The following is a 20,567-nucleotide window of genomic DNA, read 5'->3' as shown; positions in this document are numbered from 1 at the left end:
GTAGATAATATTTATACTTCCAACACCACATCCACATACTTTTGGGCAAGAAAGCAGAGGCTAAAAAAGAACTGATTCTGGCTGCAGCGAAATCGGTGTTTGGCAAGCTGGGTTACAGCAAAGCCACACTGGATGATATTGCCCAGGCTATCGGCCTTAAAAAGCCATCGCTGTATTATTACTACAAAAGCAAAGAAGTGCTTTTTATCGAAGCCTTCTCGCAGGAGTGGAAGCAAAGCCTCTCGCATATCAAGCGCATTGCCGAAGAAGAGCGCAACCCACACGAGCGTTTGCAGCGTTATATCCGGTCGTCTTTAAAGTACTACCAGGAAATTGTAACGCAACACACCATCTCTATTAAGGTACTGATCGAAACGCGCATACTTTTCCAGGAATTGTTTAAGGAGTCGCGGGCCAAAGAAACCAACTATTATGCGGCTGTTATAAAAGAAGGCATTGAGAAAGGCGTATTTATACCTTGCGAGGCCGAGCGCGTTGGTTACTCTGTGATGGTGGTAAAAGACCTGATCCAGTTCGAGGAGTTTGAGCGGGCGCAGTTCTATAATCTGCCTTCCATCAACTTCGAAAAAATAGAGGAAGACGTGCTTTACACCGTTAACCTGATCCTGAACGGCATTGCCCGAAAAGAAAAAAGCGACTAAAGTGTCGCTTTGTATTCTTCTAATTTAGCTTTCAGTGCATCCACATCAGGCGAGTGGCCTTTGGCTACCTCGGCAGCGTCCAGTTCTACCAACATGTTCTGCATTTGTTTCAGGTAAGCCGAGCGGTCTTTTTTCAGGCAGTTCTTATTAGGGTTATCATGGCAGTTGCCATCTTCATCCATCGGTTTAAACATACTGCCTTCCCCGTATATAAGCCATTGCGAGTTCAGGTCTGTAAAGTGCTTTACAATACCTACCAAATCATCCAGTAAGTAATTCTGACCAGAAATTATATTAGAAAGGGTTTGTTCGTCGCTGCCTGTAAGGGATACCAACTCGTCCATTTCTATTTCTTTCAGGTGTGTATAGAATCTGAATCTTTTGCCGATTTGTTGTAAGTCAATAGCCATATACAGAATTTTTTAAGGTGAATAATTAGAGTGCTTATACGTGCTATAACACAATCTATCCTAAAAGATTCCAGAAGCTATAAAATTAATAACAGTACTAAGTTTAAATTGTATTTATACTTGACACCTGTGCTTAATTCTGATCCTCGGTTTGTAGTTGGCGCTCATACAAAGTTTTGTACAAACCATCTACCTGGATAAGCTCGCTGTGGCTGCCATGCTGCACAATAAGGCCATCATCCAGCACCAGAATACGGTCGGCCAGTTTTACAGACGATACCCTGTGCGAAATAATAATAGAAGTACGGTTGGCCATGATGCGGCGCAAACTGTTCAGGATGGCATTTTCGGTTTTGGTATCCACCGCCGACAGCGAATCATCCATGATCAGTATACTTGGTTCGCGCACCAACGCCCTTGCAATCGAAACGCGCTGCTTTTGCCCACCCGAAAGTGTAATGCCGCGCTCGCCCAATTTAGTATCAAACTGCTCCGGGAAACGCATGATATTTTCGTACACATCTGCATCCTTCGCCGATTGGATCATTTGTTCCTCGGTTATACTTGGCAAGCCAAAGCCGATGTTGTTGCGGATCGTGTCAGAGAACAAAAATACATCCTGTGGCACGTAACCGATCTGGCTGCGCAAACTCTCGATGTTATAATCTTTTATATCGATGCCATCAATCAGAATACGGCCGCTGCTTACATCATACATGCGCGGAAGCAGGGTAGCGATCGTACTTTTGCCGGAGCCTGTATTGCCAATTACTGCCAGCGTTTCGCCGTGTTTAATCGTGAAAGAGACGTTGCGCAACGCATGAATATTAGTGTCAGGATAAACGAAATCCACGTTCTCGAAGGTAATGTCGCCTTCAATCGGCTTGCGGATGTCTTTCTGCGAAATAATATCGTTTTTGGTGTGCAGAAATTCGTTGATGCGTGCCTGCGAAGCTGCTGCCCGCTGTACTAAACTTGCCGTCCAGCCCAATGACATAACCGGCCAGGTCAGCATGTTCACGTAGATAATAAACTCGGCAATGTTACCGGTAGTTATACTTCCGTTGATAACTTCCTGGCCGCCAATGTATACCGTAATAATAGTGCTGAGACCCACCAGAAATAAAACCAGCGGGAAGAACAGCGAATTTACAAAGTTGAGATCCAGCGATTTGTCTTTATAGTTATTACTGGCCGTAGTAAAATTATTGTGCGAGTCGTCTTCGCGCACAAAAGATTTTAGTACGCGTATGCCTGAAAAAGCTTCCTGCACAAATGTGGTAATACCGGACAGGCTGCGCTGTATTTCGTCTGATTTGCGCTCGATGATGTTGTTCACATAATAAATGCTGATGGCAAGTATAGGCAACGGAATCAACGTATAAAGCGTCAGTTTCACGTTTACCGACAGCATGTAGGGGATCACCATCAGGAAGAGCACCACCAGGTTTAAGCCATACATAATAGCCGGGCCAATGTACATACGCACGCGGCTCACGTCTTCCGAAATGCGCGACATGAGGTCGCCGGTGTTGTTTTTGCGGTAAAAGCTAAGCGGCAGGCTCTGGTAATGGGTATAGATTTCGTTCTTCAGATCGTTCTCGATCAGGCGGCTCATCACGATAAGCGTCTGGCGCACAAAAAACAGGAAAACGCCACGCAGCAGCGCCATTACAAGTATAACAACGCCATACACCAGGATGCTATTCGCGAAAATATCATAAACCAGGCTTTGCTGGTCCATTCCTTCGTAGAGGTTGTGCAGGCTGATGCCCTCCTTAATTAAATTAAAAGAGTGGCGCACGACCTGCGCCGGCAAAATCTGGAAGAAGTTGGATATGATTGTAAATACAATGCCCAGCAAGAGCCTGTACTTATACTTGAGCAGATATTTATTAAGATATTTTAATGATTTCACAGCTGAATCGGAAAGCTAAGAGACTTTTACGTAGACTTACAAAGTACAAATTGAATTACTCGAAAAAAGAATTAATTTTGTGCCTCGAACGGAGAGGATTAATATGCCTCACCTTCACAAATATAGGATAACCCTTAATCAATTTCATCAATGGTCGAAATTAAAGAAGTAGAACTGAAGAAAGACAAGTCGATTTTTGGTCAGATTTCAGAATACAATCATGAGAAAGTGGTTTTCTGTCACGACCAGGAAACAGGCTTAAAGGCCATCATCGGTATACACAATACGGTACTTGGCCCAGCTTTGGGTGGTACGCGTATGTGGTCTTACGCTTCAGACGCCGAGGCGTTGGAAGATGTGCTGCGTCTTTCGAGAGGAATGACCTATAAAGCTGCTATCTCGGGCCTTAACCTGGGTGGTGGTAAAGCAGTTATTATCGGAGATGCTAAAAAAGACAAGAATGAAGCCTTGCTGCGTCGTTTCGGTCGTTTCGTTAAAAACCTGAACGGTGCTTACATCACAGCGGAAGACGTTGGGATGACTACAAAAGACATGGAGTATATCCGCATGGAAACGGAGCACGTGTCTGGTCTGCCTGAGTCTATGGGCGGTAGCGGAGACCCTTCTCCGGTAACAGCTTATGGTACGTATATGGGTATGAAAGCGGCTGCTAAAAAAGCATATGGCTCTGATTCTCTTGAAGGTAAAAAGATTTCGGTACAGGGTGTTGGCCACGTAGGTGGTTACCTGGTAGAGCTTCTTGCAAAAGAAAATGCAGAGATCTTTATCACCGATATTTACGAAGACCGTCTGCGTGAGATCTCTACAAAGTATGGCGCCAAAACAGTAACCATGGATGAAATCTACGACCTAGATGTAGATATCTATTCTCCGTGCGCGCTGGGTGGTACCATCAACAACGACACCATTAACCGTTTAAAGTGCCAGGTAATTGCAGGCTGTGCTAACAACCAGTTGCGCGATGAAACAGTACACGGACCAGCTTTAATTGAGCGTGGCATTGTATACGCACCGGATTTCCTGATTAATGCAGGTGGTTTGATAAACGTATACTCTGAGCTGCAAGGCTACAACCGCGAAAGCGCTTACGCCCAGACAGAGCGTATCTACGGTTATACACTGGATATTTTCGAGCTTGCTGAGAAAGAAGGTATTTATACCCAGCTGGCTGCTACTAAAATGGCAGAGCAGCGTATCCAGAGCATCGGAAAAGTAAAATCTACTTTCTAAGCATTTGCTTAATTAATACTTTACTGTTAAAACACAGGCGCTGCCAAACACAGCAGCGTTTGTGTTCTTACAGATTTTATACTTACCGGAACTATACTTTAGCTGCCCTGCATTTAAAGAACAGTAAACCGGCCCTGCCGTACAGGCAACCCGTTTGTTTATACTTTGGCCAAGCGCCGTTTTCAGATTTACCAACAACACGCTCTTTAAAATAAGAATATGCTCAACCGCAGAACACTACGGATCAAGGCAATGCAAGCAATCTATGCCTATATGCAGGCCGAAGGTTCAGATTATCTGCTGGCGTTAGACCAGATCAGCGATGATTTTGCCCCCAACCTGAACTCGATGGAAGTACAGGATAAAAAGATGCTGGAAGGCAAAAAGCAGATTTCCCAGTTACTCTTCAAAGAATGGTTCGAAACACGCCAGTTCGAAACCGAAGAAACAGATAAAGAGATACTGGATGCGGTAAACAGAGCAGCTCTCTACTATCAGAATACCCTCAAAAAAGACTACAACCACTACTACAACCAGATGATGGCCGCCGTAGAACGCATCTACGATCATTATTTGGGCACCCTTCAAATTCTGCAGGTTATCATGAGCCTGATAGAGGAGGAGGAAGAGAAAAAGGAAAAAAGATTTACCGCGTCTACAGGCCCGAACGTAAAGCTTTTCCTGCGCAACCGTGTCGTGCAACGCCTGCTCAACAGTAAATCTTATCAGGATAACATTATTCGCCGCAACATCAGCTGGGGTTCCGACATCAGTGAGATACGCAATGTGTACAGAGCTATTCTGAAGCAGGACGAGGCCTTTTTAGCTTACCTTGATGTGGCTGAACCAACCCTGGAAGAGGACCTGGAAGTGGTGAAACATATTTTTAAAAACATTATCTTTAAAGAAAAAAACTTACAATCTTTGTTTGAAGAGCAGGATCTGAACTGGGTAGAAAACAAATCCATCGTTCGGAGCTTAGTAAACAAGACGGTAAAGATCTTTGGCGAAGAAACCGAAGAAGAACCTATTTTGCTGGATCTGTCTGCCAACTGGGAAGATGATAAAGCGTTCTTTGAAGAGCTTTACCGCGAAACGATCAAGGAAGACGAGAAGTATGAAGCGCTTATATCCGGTAGTGTAAAGAACTGGGATGTAGAACGTGTGGCCCTGCTTGATAAGATCATATTGAAGATGGCGCTTTGCGAGATGCACATCTTCCGTAGCATTCCGGTTAAAGTTACCATCAACGAGTACATCGAAATTTCGAAATTATACAGTACTCCTAAAAGTAAACAGTTTATAAACGGGGTGCTGGATAAGATGGCGCAGGACCTGGCCGATAAAGGCGAGATCCGTAAATCGGGCAGAGGTTTAATAGATAACAAATAGGCCTTTTGGATAAAGCGGCCGCGAATCTTAATTACCCGTAAAAGGGGGAAAATGTACCTGACAAACTTCAAATAGAAACCCATGAGTAAGAAAACAACAACCTTACTGGCTTTTGTTTCCGGCGCGGCCGTTGGTGCTGTAGCTGGTCTGCTATTCGCACCCGAAAAAGGAAGAGAAACACGTAGCTGGTTAAGCTACCGCTTAGAAAAGTATAGAGATACCCTATCAGATTTAGCAGAGCAATTAGTGGCAAGCCGCGACAATATGCCCTCTACTGCAAAATCAGAAGGCCAGCGTGTTATTCAGGATGCGAAAGACAAAGCCGACAAACTGCTTGGCGATGTAGACTTACTTATTAACGAGATAAACAGCAGAAGAGAACTATAAGCATGACACAAGTTACCCTTATCCCCGGCGACGGCATTGGGCCGGAAATTACAGAAGCAGTAAAAGCTATTTTTGCCGCCGCTAACGTACCTGTAACCTGGGAAGAAGAAAACGCCGGACAAACAACCTTCGATTCTATCGGAGAGTTGATTCCTGCCACACTTATTGCCTCACTCGAAAAAAATAAAGTAGCTTTAAAAGGCCCGATCACAACACCGGTTGGCAAAGGCTTTAAAAGTATAAATGTGCAGCTGCGCCAGATGTTTGATCTGTACTCGAATGTGCGCCCTGCCAAAACCACCAAAGGCGTAAACTCGCGCTACGAGAACGTAAACCTGGTGCTGTTCCGCGAAAACACCGAAGGCTTATATGCAGGCTTGGAAATGTGGGATGAGCGTTTACAGATTTCAGACTCTATTGCACGCATTACCCGTACCGGAAGCGAGAAAATTATTCGTGCCGCTTTTGAGTACGCTAAAAAGCATGGTTGCAAAAAAGTAACGGTTGCGCACAAAGCAAACATACTAAAAAGTGCAGGTGCGCTGTTCTTAAAAGTAGCCGGCGAGATAGCAAAAGACTATCCGGAGATCCAGATGGAAGATAAGATCATCGACAACATGTGTATGCAGTTGGTGATGAAACCGGAGCAATTTGATGTAGTGGTTACAACTAACCTGTTCGGGGATATACTTTCTGACCTTTGTGCAGGTTTAGTAGGTGGCCTTGGCGTAGTAGCAGGCGCAAATATTGGCGATAACATGGCCATTTTTGAAGCCGTACACGGTTCCGCTCCGGATATTGCCGGCAAAGGAATTGCTAACCCAACAGCTTTATTGCGTTCGGCGATCATGATGTTGCACCACATCGATCTGAAAGATGAAGCAAACAGAATAGAAAAAGCGCTGGAAGCTACACTTGCCAATAGTGCAGAGTGTACCGGTGATTTAGGCGGAAAAGCAAGCACAATGGAGTTTGCACAAAATATAATCGCCAAATTATAGTTATAATTTAATATATTTAGAAATGAAGAAGAATCTGATCCTCATAGCAAGTATGGCGGTTGCTGTTTTTACAGCCAGCTGCGACTCTAAAACAACAGAAAGCGAAGCTACTGCGGACGCTACTGTAATATCATCAGATCAAACACAACCGGTAGTGGAAAACCCGAATGTGGTACAAACATCTGGTGATGCATCGGCTACTACGCCGGCAAACCCAAACGCGCCTGTTATCACTTTTGCAGAAACAGAGTATGATTTTGGTTCTGTAACGCAAGGCAAAGTAATTGACCATACATTCAAGTTTACCAACACCGGTAAATCACCACTTATCATCGAAAGTGCATCGGCTACATGCGGCTGTACAGTTCCGCAGAAACCTGAAGGACCAATTGCACCAGGCGAAACCGGCGAGATTAAGGTACAGTTCAACACTACTGGCAAAGTAGGCCAGCAGGCGCCAATTATTACCGTACGTGCCAATACTGAGCCTAATATTATGCAGGTTCAGATGAAAGGTACTGTAGAGCCAAGCGGTGTGCCTGCAAACGCTAACGGACCTTTACGTACTAACTAATAAGCAGTTGCTACTGCTTTACCAGAGATTTTTATTTATATGCAAACTATATTTTTACAGGCAACCGGAGACGGTGGCATTCTGCCGCAGGTACTCATGTTCGGTGCCATCATACTTGTATTTTACTTCTTTATGATCCGGCCGCAGCAGAAAAAAGCGAGCGACCAGAAAAAATTCAGAGATGAGTTAACAAAAGGAATGAATGTGGTAACAATCGGCGGTTTGCATGGCAAACTTGTTGCAATAGAAGATGCCACAGTTACCATAGAAGTAGATAAAGGTATCCGGCTCACCTTTGATAAAAGTGCTATCTCAGTAGAAGCAACATCTAAAGTGCAGTAAAAATAAGAAACATTGCCATTTGAGAACGTAAAAAATATAATTTCATGGTTTGTAAAGCCATTAAGGCCGCAAACACAGCAATACTGGAGAGTAGTATTGCTGTGTTTCGTGGCGGCTTCTACATTCTGGCTGCTAAATGCGCTCAATAAAAGCTATACTACCCAGACAACGTACCCGATCAAGTTCGTTTACAACGAAAATCAACTTATTCCCACCAAACCTCTCCCCGAGGAAGTATCCATTAACGTTGTAGGCAGAGGTTGGAAATTACTCCGCAAAGCCCTGCGCGTAGATGTAAAACCTGCCGAAATTTATATCCGCAGCCTGCCTTCGAATAAATATCTGTTAGGTTCTTCGCTGCGCCCTGCTTTGGTAAATGCGATGGATGGCCTGGAACTCAGGTTTGTAGTAACCGATACGCTGCATTTTGATTTCGATACGAAGGTCAGGAGAACGGTTGCTTTAGCACTAGAGCCAAATCAGAATTTTGTAGCCCCAAAGCATGCACTGGTAGCGCCTGTTCGCCTTTTGCCGGACACCGTAACTTTTGTAGGGCCTGCTACCATGGTAAATAAGATTCCTGATCCACTGCTGCTGAAGCTTCCAACCCAGAACCTGACAGCTTCAGCAAACATCGAAGTACCTCTCGAATATGAGTTTAAAGAGCTGATCCAGGTGAATGAGCCGAAAGTGATCGTGGCTATTAACATTGAAGGACTGTTACAGGAAGAACGCCAGGCACAACCTGTGCTGGTAAATATGCCTGAAGATAAAGAAGTAACCATTCAGCCGTCTACAGTATTGCTTCGCTACCAGTTTCTGGAAGACTCTGCAGCCTCACTACACCGTGATAGTTTTAATATCGGTTTAGATTACGCCAAGTATAATCCTGCAGATTCTACCATCATACCAGACATAATCCGGAAACCAGCTGGTGTACGCAAAGTAACGGTGATGCCTGGGCGTGTAAAGGTCATTCTAAAATAAAGCAAGTATGCTTAAGATAGGAATTACCGGCGGAATCGGCACAGGCAAAACAATTGTTACCCGTATCTTCGCTTTGCTTGGTGTGCCCGTTTATGACTCTGATGCGCGTGCCAAATGGGTAATGCATCACGATGCTATACTTCGGCAGGAACTGATAGCAGCTTATGGACCCGATGCTTTTACCGCACAAGGCGATTTAAACCGGCCCTACCTGGCCAGCATTGTCTTTAATAACCCCGAACGCCTGGCAGCGTTAAACGCGATCGTGCACCCGCGTGTGCGTGCCGATTTTGAAGTATGGACAGCGTTGCACACCAATAAGCCGTATATACTGAAAGAAGCAGCCCTGATGTATGAATCTGACGCCTGGAAACAGATGGATGAAATCATCACTGTATTCGCGCCAATGGAGGTCCGGATGAAAAGGCTGCAGCAACGCGATGCGCACCGCTCCGAAGAAGAAATAAAAGCAATTATAGAAAAGCAGCTGAGCGAAGACGAAAAGATGAAACGCGCCCAGCATATTATTTACAACGACGAGCAGACCTTGCTTATACCGCAGGTTTTAGAACTTCATACCTATTTCATTTCAAAAGTATAAAGCTTCTAAGTTTACTGAAATGTATACTTTATGGCACCTTGTAAAGTATAAACAGCCCGCTTTATAAGTATAAATGAAACAGAATCAGGGATTTAAAAGGAGAGGAAAATACCTTTTTAAAAAGGTATGGACATAAAAAAAGGACAACTTTTACGTTGTCCTTTTGTGGGACGTACTGGATTCGAACCAGTGACCCCCTGCTTGTAAGGCAGGTGCTCTGAACCAGCTGAGCTAACATCCCTTTTTTATCTTTTGGAGACCTTTTGTCCCTGTTTGATGATGCAAATATGGGCGGTTTTTTTGTAACTGCAAAACTTTTGAAAAAAAAATTAGATATTTTTTTTCGGGATGTGCTGTCTATTGTGTGCATGTGAATACTACAGTACCTTTAGGTTTTTATAAGTAACTATAAATGTGAAGTTTCGCCCCGTGAAGAAAGGTCTTGTGAAAAAAATACTATTTTATTTGGTAGCCGGGGTGGTAGCTGTTATTAGCCTTGCTGCGGGCGCAGTGTATTTGTACCAGGATAAAATAATTGAGCTTTTTGTAACAGAAGCTAATAAACACATCAAAACGAAGGTAGAAGTAGGCACTATCTCACTTTCGCTTTTCGATAAATTTCCGCAGGTGGCCGTTGCCTTGCAGGATGTGAATGTGTTGGAAGCTATTCCGGACAGCAAAGCATCACTGGCCCGCACCCAGAAACTATACTTTACTTTTAACCTGCTGGATGTAATCCGTGGTAAGTATACTTTAAAAGAGGTACACCTGGAAAACGGGGAAGTATACATCAGAGTGTTGCCAAGCGGCGATGTAAACTACCACATCATTGCAGAAGATACCACCGCCAGCAACGAGGACTTTGCATTCGACCTCCAGAAAATTAACCTGAAGCAGGTAGCCATCCAGTATACCGACGAGCAACTGAACCAGACCTATCAGACCACTGCCCACCAGTTAAAGGCAGCCTTGGCCATTAACGGCCCGGTAATAGATGTCCAGACTACCGGAGAAGTCACTATTCATACTTTGAAAATAGGGGAGGCCGAGTATTTCAAGAACAAAGCCATCACGTTAAGCACGGCGCTAAGTATAAATCGGGATACGCGCCTGATACAGTTACAGCCATCAGTGGTGCAGGTACAGCAGGCCGCCTATGATGTGGCCGGAACAATAGCGTATAACGGCCCTACAAACTTAGATCTTACCCTGACAGGTAAGAATACCACATTACAATCGATGCTCTCGCTGTTGCCCCAGGAAATGGTAGAGAAAGTGAAGGAGTACCGTAGCGAAGGCGATATATACTTTAACGGCACTATAAAAGGCGAAATGTCTTCGGCAAAGAACCCTGCTGTGCAAGTTAGCTTTGGCTGCCGTAATGCGTCTTTCTATCATCCGGATGTAAAACAGAAAATAACCAAACTCAGCCTGGCCGGGAGCTTTACAAACGGAGCGAACCGAAATGCGAACTCATCGGTACTGGAGCTTAAAAACTTATCGGGTATACTTAGCGGGCGGGCGTTTAAAGGAAACCTGTTGTACCGTAATTTTAATAACCCTTACATTGCGTTTGATGTGAGCGGTATGCTGGATGTCGGGTACGTACTGGGCCTGGCTAAACTGGAACAAATAAAAAGCGGCAGTGGCCTGGCCGATGTGAAGGTCGCTTTTGCGGGCAATGTAAAAGAGTTTACCGCCAAACCAGGCAATAGTACCCTGCAAACCTCCGGAGATGTAACGCTGCACAACGTAACCATGGCTTTTAAAGAAGTACCCATGCCGTTTACAAACCTGAATGGTAACTTCATGTTTAAGCGCAACGATGTGGCCGTTTCTGATTTTAAAGGCAGGCTGGGAGAATCTGATTTTGTGGTGAACGGGATGTTTCGGAATGTGGTATCCTGGTTGCTGCTTAGTAAGCAGAGCCTGGTGGTAGAAGCCGATTTTAAAAGCAATTACCTCAATTTTGATCAGCTTCTGAGCCAGCAGCAAAATACCCCGGAAGCGGATCGCAAAGGCGCTGATTCGGATTACAGGTTCATTGTGGCACCCAACATTGCGTTTCAGTTAAGCGCTTCTATCAGCAAAGTAAAATTCAGGCGTTTTACCGGCGAAAACATAAAAGGAGAAGTATCGCTTCGCAACCAGGTGGTATCTAGTCCTAACATCTCTTTTAACGCCATAGGCGGTAATTTTGCTGTGAAAGGTACCCTCAATGCCCGCAACCGCAACCATGTGGTGGTAAGCACAACCACAAAACTCAATAACATGAGTGTAGACGGCCTGTTTTATGTTTTCGAAAATTTCCAGCAACAGTTTATTTCGGATAAGCACCTGAAAGGGCAGCTCACGGCAAATATTGTTTCGGATGTATACTTTGATAGCCAGCTTAACCCGAAAACTGACTTGCTGCAGGCCGAAATAGTAGCCACCATCCGGAACGGGCAACTGATCAATTTCGAGCCAATGCAAAAGATGTCGCGGTTCGTGAAGCGTTCTGAACTGGCCAATATGCGCTTTGCAGAGCTGCACAATAGTTTCTGGATACAGGAAGGCACCATTTTTATACCGGAGATGGATATCCGCACCAACCTGTCGGCGGCGCCTGTGGTTTCCATATCTGGTACGCATACATTCGATCAGACAATGGATTACAGGATCAAGCTACCATTGTTCAGCTCGAAACGACCAGACAGAGATGCTGTTTTCGGCGTGGTGGCCGAAGATCAGAACGCCGGAAACAGTTCACTGTTCCTGACGCTGAAAGGCAAAGAGAATAACTTTAAAATTGCTTACGATAAAGAGCGCGTAACCCAGAAAATCAAAACGGACCTTAAAAAAGAAGGCCGCGAAATACGGGATATTTTCAGAGGTAAAAAGCCGGAAGCAAAAGAAAAGCAGATTCAGCTGGAAGAAGATGAGTATTTTGATTTCGGCGATGGCAATTAACGTGTGCACGCATTACCTGGGCGCTTTTAATTGAATAGAATCTATTCCGGTTTCTGACCATACCTAGCTTTAAGTATAAATCTTGTATCGGCAAAGTTATATATAAAGTTAACGGATGCCTACTACGCTTTTACGTTAAAAAATTTAACTTTAATCATAATATTTGTACTTATTATGTAACTGATATTGTATTATCGCGTTAAAGAAATCAAAACTACAAATTATTGAAGGCATAGTTTAATGGAATTAAGATTTGTTCTAGCATGATATTCCGGATAAGGTTATATTACGACAGTAGTTTATCAAGATCCTGAAGACGTTTTAGAAAATTTCAAAAATATAAGGGTGAAAAAAAGCCGGAGTTTCTCCGGCTTTTTTATTTATACTTATTTCAGGTCTGTGTTATCCAGTGGGGCAGGCATAGGTTGCTTTTGGAGATTAGTATGCTGTTGCCCGGGTTGCTGCAGCACAAGCGATTGGGTTGGATAAGCAAACGAAGCACCATGCCGCTCTACAATATCTACTAATTTGTAAGTGATCTCCTCACGGATATCGATGTACTCATTCCAGTCCATCGTATCTATAAAGTATAGCACCATCACCACTTTAGAATGCGGCCCCAGATGATGGAAGCGAACACGCCCGTCTTGATTTGTGCGTGGGTGGCTATCTAACAAGGCCTGTACATCGCGGGTAACCGCCCGGATTTGTTCTGATGTCGTATCGTAAGTCAGGTCAAGATCGAAATTTACCCGCCGGAACGTGCGCAACGAAAGGTTGTTGAGCGGCTTATCGATCATGTTCTTGTTAGGTACGGTAACAAACGTTTTCTCGAGGGTCCGGATACGTGTACTTCTAAAGCCAATCTTTTCGATAACGCCGGTTATACCATTTACTTCTACCAAATCGCCTATTACAAAGGGATGGTCCAGGAAAATGGTGAAGGAGGCTAGCAGGTTTTCAAGGCTCTCTTTGGCGGCGAAAGCAATGGCTAAACCACCCACTCCCAGACCTGCCACAAGTCCGGCTACGTTTACACCAAACACAGAACCAAGTATGATCATAAAGGCAAATATCCAGATAAGTGCCTTCGTGAAATCCTTGAAGAACGGGATGAGCTGATCATCGAGCTTAGAAGCCGTTTTGCTTGCGCGGTGCGTAAAGATCAACCCGAAAAAATCAACGAAGCGCGTGATAACCCAGGTGGCAGCTACCAGCACAAATATCTGGTAGGTGCGGTAAGCAAGGCGTTTCAGGAATGGCTCTTTTGCCGAAGCAGCTTCTGTTAGATTAAGAGGCGGTTCGAGCACTTCAAAAGCAAAGTATAAAAACACCAGGAAAAGCAGCATTTCCAGCGGCTGTATCAGTAGCCGCCGGAAAGCTGGCAGGTTATCTTCCTGCGAAAAGTGTTTTACTACCCTGAATAATATGCCTGAAAGCAGTTTGGAGAGTATCGTTTTAAAAAGAAAGCCAAACAACAGAATGCCTGCAAACCAAAGGTAGTTGCTGATGCTGTTGCCCAGGTACTCATACGCTAAAAAGTCTTTCCAAAGCATAAGCAGTTGATGTTAAAGTAGCTGGCTAAGCGCAATCTCAAAGCTGGTTTTAGCGATCTCTGTTTTCTGGGAGCTCTTGTTATAGGCTTTCTCCAGCGCAGCATGGATGGTGTTGGAAATATCGGTAAAGATGGCTTCGTCGGTAATCTCTACTTCGCTCTCCATCAGGTAAGCAAAAACACGGGCCATGCCACAGTTCGCAATAAAATCAGGGATAATGGCAATGTTCTGATCGGCAAACTCGCCGGTAGGGCCAAAGAAAATCTCAGGATCCTGGAAAGGAACGTTTGCGCCGCATGAAATTACCTCCAGGCCGCTGCCGATCATTTGCTCCAGTTGCCCGCGCGTTACCAAACGGGAGGAAGCCGCCGGAATAAAAATCTCAGCGCCCATAGACCAGATCCGGTTGTTCACTTCCTCAAAAGAAAGTAGCCCTTGTGGGTTTAGCGCGTTGCCCTGGCGGTTCAGGAACAAGCCTGTGATCTCTTCAAAAGTATAACCTTCCGGGTTTAACAAGCCGCCGGCACGATCAATGATCCCAACTATTTTAACGCCTTTGGAAGACAGGTAATACGCAGCAGCTGCGCCAACATTTCCCCAGCCCTGTATAACAGCACGTTTGCCTTCCAGGTTAGTATTACTCCAGAGTTGATAATAATGCACAACAGCCTGTGCCACACCGTAACCGGTTATCATATCTGCAATAGTATACTTGCGGCTGGTAGATGGCGTGAAATGCGCATCTTCTATTACTTTAACAACACCCTGGCGCAACTGCCCGATCTTGTTTATTTTCTGGGGCTCAGATGCGTTAAAATGGCCTTTCACCACACCTTCCTGCGGGTGCCACAAGCCGTACTCTTCTGTGATCGGAATTACTTCATGAATCTCATCCACGTTCAGGTCGCCGCCGGTGCCATAGTAGTTTTTAAGCAACGGAATAACCGCTTTGTACCAGCGCTCCAGTACGCCACGTTTTCTTGGGTCGGCCGGGTCGAAGTTGATACCGGATTTTGCGCCGCCAATGGCTGGGCCAGACACAGTAAATTTCACTTCCATGGTTTTGGCAAGCGATTCTACTTCACGTTTATCCAGGCCTTTGCGCATACGTGTTCCACCGCCGGCAGCACCGCCTCGCAACGAATTTATAACAACCCATCCTTCAGCTTCAGTTTCGGCATCTTTCCACTCAAAAACTATCTCAGGGCGTTTATTCTCAAATTTCTCAAGTAACTCTTTCATGTTTGTAATGTTGGTTAAGCTAATACTGCAAAGGTATACAATTAGCTTGTAGCATAGAACCACTGCGTAATTTCTGTTGCATAACTACTATGTAATCATACTTTTATTCAGGCTGCCTCAGCAAGTATAAAATCCACGCCTTCCGGAAATGAGAAAAGATGAGTAAATGAAACGCAGAAAATAAGGAGTTAAGCAACCAAACAGGCATCGGTTGAAATGTTTTAGGAAGTTTTTTAAGAAGATTTACAAAAATAGCAAAAGTGCCATATAATTATGTATAGATGAATTTGATCAGGGCAGTAGCCTAATTGTAATTAATTGGTACCTGTAAAGTATAAATTAACTTTTGAAGCAGTAAAAAGGCCATTTTAAAGTGATTCAACAGCATCTTAAGGTAAAAATAAGGAACATCCCATAGATTACAGTTATATAATAGAAAGAGTATTTAGTATATTATATATCCAATTTCCGGTTTTTGCGTACGTTAAGCTTGTGTTATATTTTAAGGGGAGTATGACAACAATCATTGTTTTTTAACAGCTATTACCAGAATACAAAAAGAAATAAAATAATTCTATACAACGTCAGCCAAATACTGCAGATGCCGTATATATATGATTGTGAATAGGGATGTTAAATGAAATGTAAAACCTAGCAGGTATTATTACTTAAAATTATGAAAAGTTTATTATCGAGAATTGAATCGAAAAAGATAGATAAGGCGGCTGCAATGCTTAAAGTGCTGGCTCACCCAAAAAGGCTGGCAATAGTGGACTTGCTTGGGAAAGAAGATAAAATGACGGTTACCGAGATCTATAAATACCTGGACCTTCCGCAGGCAATTGCTTCCCAGCATCTTATTACCCTAAAAGATAAAGGCGTTTTGTCTTCCTTTAAAGTAGGAACCAAGATTTATTACTCGCTGGCTATTCCGAAGCTGATCGATGTGATCGATTGCCTGGAAGAGTGTTGCCTGGATATCTAAGAAACAGGTTTCGCGCATTTTAGTATAGTTAAGCCTAAGACCCTTTTGATTTAAATGATCCGGAGAGTCTTAGGCTTTGCTGTAGCTGTTAAAATATATCAGGTATTTAGCAGCTTAAAGTATAAACAAGCACGATGTAACTGTTCAGCGTTTCTAATTGACTCGTTTTAGCTGTTCTTACCCTCCGGGAAGCACACAGAGGTGAAAGTATAATGGTTGGTGCGAACACTAATAACTGTTGACTTAGGCAAAAAATCTGAAAGCATAAACAGCTTCTGTTTATACTTGCGCAAGTATAAAATAAAAAGAGCCGGCATAATGTCGGCTCTTTTTTATTTTGATAAAGTATGACTGTGGCTTAATGCGAGTCTACCGGTTGATTTTCGAGGTCGAACAGGTCGTTTAATACATCGATCAGCGTTTCGGCTTCGCCGCGTTTGCAGGCGGCTTTAAGTTGCAACACCGGTAGCTTGATCACTTTCTGCATCATCGACTTGGTAATATTATCTACCAGTTGTGCTTCTTTGGTATCCAGTTTCTTAACGTAGCGCGCCAGCTCTTCCTGCCGGATAGTTTCCAGCGCGTTCTTTAAACGGTTAATAGTTGGCGAAACGATCATTTCCTTCGACCAGTCGTTAAACTGCTCCGTGGATTCTACAATGATCTGCTTTACTTTTGGGATGGCATTTATGCGGCGCTGAAGCGCTTCTGAGGCTTTGTTCTGGATCGTATCGATGTTGTAAACCAATACACCCGGTATGTTCTCTACTTCTGCCTCCACACTGCGTGGCACCGAAAGGTCGATAAAGAATTTGTAGGTCAGTACGTTCAGGCGGGTTACCATTTCTTTTGTAAAGAAAGGTGTTTCGCGGGCAACAGAAGATATAATTACATCGGCTTCTTTCAGACCTTGCACAATTTCCTCGAAAGGGAGCATTTCCAGCTCACACTCATCGGCTATACTTTTTGCTTTGGCTAAGGTACGGTTGGTGATTTTTACGTTCTTAAAGCCTTTGTCTTTCAGGTTACGGCAAACATCGGCACCAATTTCGCCAAGGCCAACCACCAGTATTTTAGGTTCTGCTATATCAGCTGTTAATTCGTTGATCAGTTCGATGGCAGCATAAGAAGTAGAAGCCGCGCCATCTCTGAAAGAAGTTTCCTGTACTACACGCTTATTGGTGTAAAAGATCGTGTGCATCAGGCGGTGCAGAAACGGACCGGCCGTATCGTTATCGGCAGCCCACTGGTAGGCAACTTTTACCTGGTTTGATATCTGCATATCGCCCACCACCTGAGACTCCAGCCCCATCGAAACCTCAAACAAATGCTTTACAGCATCGTTATGCTCGTTCAGGATAGTGAAAAAATCAAAATACTGTGTTATGTTATCGATGCCTTTGGTGATACCCAGTAACTTGATGATGGCGCCGCTATGGTCGGTGTCAGCATTATAGTATACTTCTGTGCGGTTACAGGTCGACAGAACAAGAATATCAGAAGCTTGTATAAAGCCTTTGAGTGTCTGTAAGAACTGCCTGCAAGAGGTTTCATCTAAGGCAATCAGTTCCCTGATATCCAGCGGCGCTTTCTTGTACGACAGGCTGATTGCTTTAAAATTCTGAAGCATAATATTATATGGAATACTAAAGCGCAAATTTAAAGCGCATATCTGTAAAAAGAAACTTACTTGGCGTTAATGTTTACTTTAGCGTGTGTAAAAATTTTGTTTTTGCATACAAAAAGTCGTGATTTGAGCTACCTTCAAAGCTCATTTTAAGGGTAACAACAGTATTTTTGTTACATAAATGGCTGCTGACTGGCTTAAAAGACACATTTTTGTAAATCAAAGTATAAAGTTTACACAGGCTCTCATACTAATTCTAAATTAATTTCGTGTACACTGCATGATAGCCATCTACGCCCAAAAGAACAGGATAAAACTACTGGTTGTTGTAATAGCCTTAATTATTGGGGCAGCTACTATCACCTATACTAATGTGCTGGTCAGCAGGTTATCGGAGCGGGAGCAGGAACTGGTACAATTGTACGCTAAAGGCCTCCGGTACATGATAAACGCTTCCAGCGATGATAACATCGTATTTATCGAGGAAGAGATCCTGTCTTCCAACCATACGGTGCCGGTTATACTTACCGACGAAAACGAAAATATCCTCGATTCTAAGAACATTGATCTGCCTGAAAACATTTCAGAGGAGCGTGTAAATAAACTGCTGCGCCGCGAAATAGAAAAGATGAAAGCGCAGCACCAACCCATTGAGGTGCCCTGGGCCGAAGGTTCGGTCAATTACGTGTTTTATAAAGATTCGGCTTTGCTCTCGCAGCTACGCTTTTACCCCTACATACAGCTTATAGTAATTGCCTGTTTTGCCCTGATGGCCTATTTTGCCTTTAGCTACTCGCGCCGCGCCGAACAGAACAGGGTATGGGTAGGCCTGGCCAAAGAAACAGCCCACCAACTGGGTACACCGCTATCATCGCTGATGGCGTGGCAGGAGTACATGAAAGCAAGCCCGAAATTTGAAAACGAATCTATTGTAGAAGAACTGGGCAAAGACATCCGGCGGCTCGAGATCATTACAGAACGCTTTTCCAACATCGGATCTGTACCGCTGCTCCGCGACGAAAACATACTGCAGGTTACGCAAAATGCGATCAACTATCTGCAAAACCGCATCTCGAGCAAAGTTGTTTTTTCGGTTACCTCAGATTTTCCGGCAGAAATTACGGCCAAAGTTAATGTGCCGCTTTACGATTGGGTGATAGAGAACATCTGCAAAAATGCTGTTGATGCCATGGAAGGCCGCGGAAGTATAAACATCAAAATTATGCTGTTGGGCAAAAGCCACATTGGCGTAGATATAACAGATACCGGAAAAGGTATTCCGAAAAGTAAACTGGATTCTGTTTTTCTGCCGGGTTTTACTACCAAAAAGCGTGGCTGGGGCCTGGGGCTCGCACTAGCTAAACGCATTATTGATAATTATCATGATGGCAAGCTAAACGTGAAATGGTCTGAAGTGGGCAAAGGCACTACCTTCAGAATTGTACTGAACAGGTAACCTAATTGTTTGATTGCTGATAGTTGATTTGAGCGCGTGGTAGAAATTGTAAAGTATAAACCGGAGCATAAAGAAGTATGGGATGCCTTTGTGGCCGCCTCTAAGAACGGTACTTTTTTATTTTTCAGGGATTACATGGCCTACCACGCAGACCGGTTTACAGACCACTCGCTGCTATTTTACCGCAAAGGCAAACTGATAGCGCTGCTGCCCGCCAACGAAGCCGGCAACCATATCGAGTCGCATGGCGGCTTAACGTATGGCGGCATCGTAAGTGATAGGCAGATGAGAGCTGCCATCATGCTGGAGATAATCGGGCAGTTGCGTTTATACTTTCAGAAGCTGGGCTTTCTGAAGCTCCACTATAAAGCTATACCTTCTATTTACCACCAGGCACCTGCCGAGGAGGACCTATACGCCTTGTTCAGGAACGATGCCATACTTTGCCGCCGCGACCTGGCTTCTGTAGTTGCCTTAAACCAGCCTCTCGCCTACAACACCCTCCGTAAACGCAAACTGAAAGCTGCAGAGCGCTACCACATCAGCCTTGGCCAGAGCACAGATTTTGCATCCTTTATGGCACTGGAGCAGGAATTGCTGCAACAAAAGTATAGGGTAAGCCCGGTGCACACAGCAGCAGAGATCAGTAATCTTGCGGCCTCATTTCCTGATAACATCAAGCTTTACATGGCTACTGAAACAGGGGATATACTTGCAGGCGTTCTGCTTTATGAAACCCCTGCAGTAGCTCATTGCCAGTATATTGGTACCAGCCAGCGCGGCCGCGATATCGGAGGCCTGGATATGTTGATCCATTACCTGCTAACAGCAGTATACTGCCATAAAGAGTATTTGAGTTTTGGGATTTCAACGGAACAGCAGGGGCAGGTACTTAACGAGAATCTGGTTGCGAATAAAGAAAGCTATGGTGCCCGCTCGGTAGTGCATGATTTTTATACGTTGAGCCTTTCTTGATTCTCCTTTCTTTAATCTAATCTTTAGTGCAATTTTAGGTAGCGCCTTGTGCGTTTTGTAACTTTTCCTGTAATCAGGTTACGCATGATACTACTTTCCCACACATCCAGTAAAATCCCTTAGCATTACAACATCGTGTAAACATTAAATGGAAACCCTAAAGTATGCCTGGGTTTCCGTAATTAATTGATTTATAGAATACTAATTGCTATAAATCTACTATTGTTACAATTCGGGTTTCTTAATATA

19 protein-coding genes and 1 tRNA gene are annotated in these 20,567 nt (G+C 44.1%); 13 read left to right on the top strand and 7 right to left on the bottom strand.

From position 1 onward, the window contains the following. The first annotated feature begins 41 nt into the window (after window positions 1-41). On the top strand, window positions 42-662 hold the full coding sequence (locus DP923_RS03825) for a TetR/AcrR family transcriptional regulator (protein WP_112304462.1): 621 nt from the start codon (window positions 42-44) through the stop codon (window positions 660-662). Here DP923_RS03825 and DP923_RS03820 read toward each other — a convergent pair. Next, window positions 659-1,072 carry a hypothetical protein gene (locus DP923_RS03820; protein ID WP_112304461.1) on the bottom strand — a complete coding sequence of 138 codons (414 nt, stop codon included), beginning with the start codon at window positions 1,070-1,072 and terminating at the stop codon, window positions 659-661. The two genes, DP923_RS03825 and DP923_RS03820, sit on opposite strands and share 4 nt — an antisense overlap. A gap of 133 nt (window positions 1,073-1,205) precedes the next feature. Further along, window positions 1,206-2,990 carry an ABC transporter ATP-binding protein gene (locus tag DP923_RS03815; protein ID WP_112304460.1) on the bottom strand — a complete coding sequence of 595 codons (1,785 nt, stop codon included), beginning with the start codon at window positions 2,988-2,990 and terminating at the stop codon, window positions 1,206-1,208. Between the two features lie 150 nt (window positions 2,991-3,140). On the opposite strand from DP923_RS03815, the gene DP923_RS03810 reads away from it, so the two are divergent. Next, entirely contained in the window at window positions 3,141-4,241 is a 1,101-nt protein-coding gene (locus DP923_RS03810) for a Glu/Leu/Phe/Val family dehydrogenase (protein ID WP_112304459.1), read from the top strand. A 12-nt stretch (window positions 4,242-4,253) separates the two neighbouring features. Here the strand turns inward: DP923_RS03810 and DP923_RS03805 are convergent, their stop codons facing one another. After that, a complete protein-coding gene (locus tag DP923_RS03805; protein ID WP_112304458.1) occupies window positions 4,254-4,436 on the bottom strand; it encodes a hypothetical protein in 183 nt (60 codons plus the stop codon). 57 nt (window positions 4,437-4,493) lie between these two features. Here DP923_RS03805 and nusB point away from each other — a divergent pair, with 57 nt between their 5' ends. The 7 genes from nusB to coaE all read left to right on the top strand — a co-directional run bounded on the left by nusB (window position 4,494) and on the right by coaE (window position 9,525). Then, the gene (gene nusB / locus DP923_RS03800; RefSeq protein ID WP_239020928.1) at window positions 4,494-5,633 is read left to right on the top strand and encodes a transcription antitermination factor NusB; all 1,140 of its coding nucleotides are present in this window, start codon (window positions 4,494-4,496) and stop codon (window positions 5,631-5,633) included. A gap of 81 nt (window positions 5,634-5,714) precedes the next feature. Then, window positions 5,715-6,020, top strand: a complete 306-nt coding sequence (locus tag DP923_RS03795; RefSeq protein WP_112304456.1) for a YtxH domain-containing protein — start codon at window positions 5,715-5,717, stop codon at window positions 6,018-6,020. Window positions 6,021-6,022: 2 nt separating this feature from the next. Further along, window positions 6,023-7,021, top strand: a complete 999-nt coding sequence (locus tag DP923_RS03790; protein WP_112304455.1) for an isocitrate/isopropylmalate dehydrogenase family protein — start codon at window positions 6,023-6,025, stop codon at window positions 7,019-7,021. 22 nt (window positions 7,022-7,043) lie between these two features. Beyond that, the gene (locus tag DP923_RS03785; RefSeq protein WP_112304454.1) at window positions 7,044-7,595 is read left to right on the top strand and encodes a DUF1573 domain-containing protein; all 552 of its coding nucleotides are present in this window, start codon (window positions 7,044-7,046) and stop codon (window positions 7,593-7,595) included. 39 nt (window positions 7,596-7,634) lie between these two features. Next, window positions 7,635-7,937 (top strand): preprotein translocase subunit YajC, encoded by a 303-nt coding sequence (gene yajC, locus DP923_RS03780; RefSeq protein ID WP_112304453.1) that lies wholly within the window; start codon window positions 7,635-7,637, stop codon window positions 7,935-7,937. Between the two features lie 12 nt (window positions 7,938-7,949). Further along, a complete protein-coding gene (locus DP923_RS03775; protein ID WP_112304452.1) occupies window positions 7,950-8,924 on the top strand; it encodes a YbbR-like domain-containing protein in 975 nt (324 codons plus the stop codon). 7 nt (window positions 8,925-8,931) lie between these two features. Beyond that, window positions 8,932-9,525 carry a dephospho-CoA kinase gene (gene coaE / locus DP923_RS03770; RefSeq protein ID WP_112304451.1) on the top strand — a complete coding sequence of 198 codons (594 nt, stop codon included), beginning with the start codon at window positions 8,932-8,934 and terminating at the stop codon, window positions 9,523-9,525. 166 nt (window positions 9,526-9,691) lie between these two features. Here coaE and DP923_RS03765 read toward each other — a convergent pair. After that, window positions 9,692-9,766, bottom strand: a tRNA-Val gene (locus DP923_RS03765). A gap of 203 nt (window positions 9,767-9,969) precedes the next feature. On the opposite strand from DP923_RS03765, the gene DP923_RS03760 reads away from it, so the two are divergent. Beyond that, complete coding sequence (locus tag DP923_RS03760; protein ID WP_112304806.1) at window positions 9,970-12,477, top strand: AsmA-like C-terminal region-containing protein; 2,508 nt, start codon at window positions 9,970-9,972, stop codon at window positions 12,475-12,477. A gap of 386 nt (window positions 12,478-12,863) precedes the next feature. On the opposite strand, the gene DP923_RS03755 is transcribed toward DP923_RS03760, so the two are convergent. After that, the gene (locus tag DP923_RS03755) at window positions 12,864-14,033 is read right to left on the bottom strand and encodes a mechanosensitive ion channel family protein (RefSeq protein WP_112304450.1); all 1,170 of its coding nucleotides are present in this window, start codon (window positions 14,031-14,033) and stop codon (window positions 12,864-12,866) included. A 12-nt stretch (window positions 14,034-14,045) separates the two neighbouring features. Further along, the gene (locus DP923_RS03750; protein WP_112304449.1) at window positions 14,046-15,275 is read right to left on the bottom strand and encodes a Glu/Leu/Phe/Val dehydrogenase dimerization domain-containing protein; all 1,230 of its coding nucleotides are present in this window, start codon (window positions 15,273-15,275) and stop codon (window positions 14,046-14,048) included. A gap of 676 nt (window positions 15,276-15,951) precedes the next feature. Here DP923_RS03750 and DP923_RS03745 point away from each other — a divergent pair. Further along, window positions 15,952-16,260: an ArsR/SmtB family transcription factor gene (locus DP923_RS03745; protein ID WP_112304448.1), complete on the top strand. Its 309-nt coding sequence runs from the start codon at window positions 15,952-15,954 to the stop codon at window positions 16,258-16,260. Window positions 16,261-16,618: 358 nt separating this feature from the next. Here the strand turns inward: DP923_RS03745 and hemA are convergent, their stop codons facing one another. Beyond that, window positions 16,619-17,890, bottom strand: a complete 1,272-nt coding sequence (hemA, locus tag DP923_RS03740; RefSeq protein ID WP_112304447.1) for a glutamyl-tRNA reductase — start codon at window positions 17,888-17,890, stop codon at window positions 16,619-16,621. A 277-nt stretch (window positions 17,891-18,167) separates the two neighbouring features. Here hemA and DP923_RS03735 point away from each other — a divergent pair, with 277 nt between their 5' ends. Together DP923_RS03735 and DP923_RS03730 are read left to right on the top strand one after the other, a co-directional pair. After that, entirely contained in the window at window positions 18,168-19,343 is a 1,176-nt protein-coding gene (locus DP923_RS03735) for a sensor histidine kinase (protein WP_112304446.1), read from the top strand. A gap of 36 nt (window positions 19,344-19,379) precedes the next feature. Further along, window positions 19,380-20,318: a GNAT family N-acetyltransferase gene (locus DP923_RS03730; protein WP_112304445.1), complete on the top strand. Its 939-nt coding sequence runs from the start codon at window positions 19,380-19,382 to the stop codon at window positions 20,316-20,318. Window positions 20,319-20,567 lie beyond the last annotated feature (249 nt).

This window comes from Pontibacter arcticus (assembly GCF_003284895.1).
GTDB classification, from domain to species: domain Bacteria; phylum Bacteroidota; class Bacteroidia; order Cytophagales; family Hymenobacteraceae; genus Pontibacter; species Pontibacter arcticus.
This window is presented reverse-complemented; position numbering and strand designations above follow the sequence as displayed.